The sequence below is a fragment of the Mycobacterium sp. genome, assembly GCF_019243155.1.
Classification (GTDB): domain Bacteria; phylum Actinomycetota; class Actinomycetes; order Mycobacteriales; family Mycobacteriaceae; genus Mycobacterium.
On sequence record NZ_JAFAUS010000479.1, the window covers coordinates 1 to 2,503 of the forward strand.

Below are 2,503 nucleotides of genomic sequence, written 5' to 3' on the forward strand. Positions count from 1 at the left end.
CTGCACACTAGGGCCCGCCGCGACGATCGTGGTGTCCTGCAGGATCGGCAACACCGTGGACATGTTCCACAGTCGCGGTTCCACCGCGGTGATCACGTCGTTGATGTTCTTGGTGCCGTCGAGGGCGGCATCGATGTTCGACTGAACGCTGCGATCGCAGATCCCGGTGAGGTTCGACGGCGCCTGCACCAGCGCGTTGGGATCCGGCGGGCGGCTCGACGCCGTCGGCGTCGGGGGGGCGGTGCCGGGCCCGGGTGGCGGCGCGGGGCCGCCGGGCCCCGGGGGTGCCTTGGAGGTCGATACCGGCGTCGCCTCCAGCGCGGGGCAGCCGTAACGCGAGGCCAGCCGGGTCGCCAGATTTCCACCCGCCTGACGCCAACCGATGATCGCGTCCACCCGGTTGTCGTTCAGCGCATCGCGGTACAGCGCCACCGGGTCCAGCGCCAGCACGGTCGCGTCGATGCCGACGTTGCGCAACTGGTCGGCGGCCGTGTTGGCCACCGCGACCGAGGTCGGGTCGTTCGCCGCCACGCCGATGACGAGCGTGAGCTGTTGGCCGTCCTTGCTGATCCGGCCGCGGGTCACCTCGGTCGGGCCGGGCCCGGCCGGGGTCGGCGTCGTCGACGTCGGCGTGTTGGACTCGACCTTGTATCCGGCCCCCTGCAGCAACGCCAGCGCCGCCGGCGTCGTCATCGCCGGCGGTGAGGTCGGCTCGTAGCCCGGGTCGCTCGGCGCACGAATCTGGGCCTGGTCCAGCGTGACGGTGTTGTCGCTACCCGCGCCGACGGCGGCCAGCAGGTCGACGTCGAGCAGCCCCAGAATGCCCTTGCGGACCTGCGTGTCGGCCAGTTTCGGCTGGTTCGCCCGCAGGGTCAGCTGCATGACCCGGGGGGTGACGATCCGGGCCGTGCGCACGTCGGGGATGGCGGACAGCTGCGCGAAGGCCGCCGAGCCGCCGTGCACCTGGGCCACCTGGGTGTCGCCGTTGCGCACGGAGTCGGCCAGCGCGGCCGGTGCGCCGGCCCGCCGGAAAAGGATGAGCGCCGGCTTGGCCGGCGGTCCCCAGTAGCGGTCGTTGCGGGCCACCAGGATCTCGTCGCGCTGCGGGTCGATGCTCTCCACCCGGAACTGCCCGCCCGTCACCGGGAGCGCCCGGGCCAGCCCGGCCTCGAAACCACCCGGCACGTCCTTAACGATGTGCGCGGGAAGGATATTGCTGAACAGCTCTTTCCACGCCGGATACGGCTGCGCGAACGTGACCACGGCCTGCTTGCCGCCCTCGAGCGACTGCACCCCGGTGATGCGGTCATACCCGGCGGGATCGACGACGCCGGGCTGACTGACCATCTGGTGCCACAGGTACCAGAAGTCGTCGGCGGCGATGGGCGCGTTGTCGGTCCACTGCGCCTCCGGCCGGATTTTGTAGGTCACCGTGAACGGGTTCTGGTTGGTCACGTCCGCCGATACCAAGAGCGTCGGGTCCATCTCCCAGCGCGAGCCCGTGGCCGTGTTGGGGTCGGGCACCGGGCGGAAGGCGCTGGGCAGCACCAGCGAGCTGATCGCCGCGTTCACCGGGGACAGGTCGGACAGCAGGTGCGGGTTGAAGCCCGCACCGATCGAGTCGATGCCCATGATGATCTCGGTGACGCGGGGCGGCGGCGGAAGCGAATTGTGCGGCGTGTTCGTGCTCTGCGGCGCGGGCGGCGGGTTGACCGTGCACGCCGACAACGCCAATCCGACCAGCGAGACCACCACGCCCGCCGCCCACAAGAAGCGGCGGACTGGTCTCGGCACGTTGATCAGGGTATCGAGCAGCCTTCCGGCAGCCCGCGCCACCACGCGGCGTTAACCCCGGGCCTTGGCCCGCGAACGGCTGCGGGCGCGGGAGGTGGCGTCCAGCTCGACCTTGCGGACCCGCACGATCTCCGGAGTCACCTCGACGCACTCGTCGGCCGCGCAGAACTCCATGGCCTGCTCCAGGTCGAGATCCAGCGGGCGGGCCAGCGTCTCGATGACGTCGGCGGTCGACGACCGCATGTTGGTCAACTTCTTCTCGCGCGTGATGTTGATGTCGAGGTCCTCTGCGCGCGGGTTGATTCCGACGACCATGCCCTCGTACGTGTCCTGGCCGGGCTCGACGAAGAACTGGCCGCGATCGGCGAGCTGGATCATCGCGAACGGCGTGATGGTGCCGCTCCGGTCGGACACGAGCGAGCCGGTGTGGCGGGCCCGGATCTCCCCTGCCCACGGCCGGTAGCCGTCGAACACCGCGTTGGCGATGCCCGTGCCGCGGGTGAGGGTGAGGAAGTCGGTGCGAAAGCCGATCAAGCCGCGGCTGGGCACGATGAAGTCCATTCGGACCCAACCGGCCGCGTGGTTGGCCATCTCCTCCATGCGGCCCTTGCGACCGGCCATCAACTGGGTGATCGCGCCGACGAATTCCTCGGGGCAGTCGATCGTCATCGCCTCGAACGGCTCATGCAGCTTGCCGTCGATCGTCTTG

Annotated in this window: 1 protein-coding gene and 1 pseudogene; both read right to left on the reverse strand. The window is 70.1% G+C overall.

Annotated elements, in window-relative coordinates; translation table 11 throughout:
- A partial coding sequence (locus JOZ00_RS24095) for an ABC transporter family substrate-binding protein (RefSeq protein ID WP_293349169.1) occupies window positions 1-1,800 on the reverse strand: 1,800 nt, incomplete at its 3' end.
- Between the two features lie 45 nt (window positions 1,801-1,845).
- Window positions 1,846-2,503, reverse strand: a pseudogene (locus tag JOZ00_RS24100) (translational GTPase TypA); the annotation flags it as partial.